We start from the raw sequence: 1,061 nt of genomic DNA on the forward strand, positions 1-1,061 counted from the left end.
GCTTCCGCACCGGCAGCAAGGACCGGGCCGGGAAGGGCCACGGGCTCGGTCTGACCATCGCGGCCGGGCAGGCCCGGGTGATGGGCGTAGGAGCCCAGTGCTCCGTCGATCAGTGCCGTCCACTCGAGCCGGGCTGTTTGGTCGAGAGTGATGCCGTAATGCCTTGCGGCGGCGTCTATTGCTTGGTCGTCAGGTCGGATTGTCGCCATGAGAAGTGTGCTCCTGATGTGATCGGCTTCACTTGTCTTTCAGACTAGGGCCGGATCCATAATTGCGTCAATAGGTATCGACATATTGACTCGTTAAGTTCGGGTTACGCGCGCTCAGAGAGAGCGGGGGTACAGTCGCCCACGGCGTGATTCAGCGATCAGAATCGGCCGATTCAGTGGAAAACCGGTGTTCGTAGAGCTTTTCGGCGTCGTGGCAAGCTGCCGAAGTACTGTTTCCGGATCGCCCGCCGACGTTCGTTCGACTGCGCGTGCGTAAGCGACGATCGCTTCGTACGTTGTCTCGGACAGGGAACTGAGCGGAGGCAGGAGTTCGTTCGAGCTTGCGCTGTATCGCTTTTCGAGGTCGTGGTCACCGGCCGCGGATTGAAAGTAGCCGAATGCCGCCCAGACTCCGTCGGCATCGGAATTGCCGATGAGCTGCTGAGTGGCCTCGTCGAGGACCAATGCAAACGTCCGCGTGGTGGCCCGCAGTCCGTGCTGGGCGCATTGTCGTTCGAAGAAGACCTCGTCATGGCCCACCAGAGTGGAAAGAATCAGTTCGGCCCCGGAGTCGACTATCGACTCGATGATGCGCGAGAAGTCGGTTGTCCCCAACGGTACGTAGACTTCGCCGGCCACCGAACCTGTGGATTCGGCGATCACACGTCGGGCCGCCCAATGCGCTCCGAACGACCACGAATACTGCTGACCGACCAGGAACCAAGTGCGAGAACCGGTCTCGGACATCATTGCGGGTATGCCCGCTCGTGTCTGGTCGACTCCTCCTGGAGGTCTCCCAGCTCCTCCTGGCCGGCGGCCGGCTCGGCGCGCACGAGGACATCGTGCCCGACG

At 61.7% G+C, this 1,061-nt stretch carries 1 protein-coding gene and 2 pseudogenes; 2 read left to right on the plus strand and 1 reads right to left on the minus strand.

Annotated features, from left to right (window positions below; translation table 11 throughout):
- The coding region (locus tag ABT116_RS51300; protein ID WP_502984116.1) for a hypothetical protein at positions 1 to 257 on the plus strand (257 nt) is incomplete at its 5' end.
- A 66-nt stretch (positions 258 to 323) separates the two neighbouring features.
- Here the strand turns inward: ABT116_RS51300 and ABT116_RS49810 are convergent.
- Positions 324 to 971 (minus strand): annotated as a pseudogene (locus ABT116_RS49810) (ABC transporter substrate-binding protein); the annotation flags it as partial.
- A gap of 17 nt (positions 972 to 988) precedes the next feature.
- Between ABT116_RS49810 and ABT116_RS49815 the strand changes: the two are divergent.
- Positions 989 to 1,061 (plus strand): annotated as a pseudogene (locus ABT116_RS49815) (DUF5063 domain-containing protein); the annotation flags it as partial.

The organism is Streptomyces sp. NPDC002130 (assembly GCF_040296465.1).
Lineage (GTDB): Bacteria > Actinomycetota > Actinomycetes > Streptomycetales > Streptomycetaceae > Streptomyces.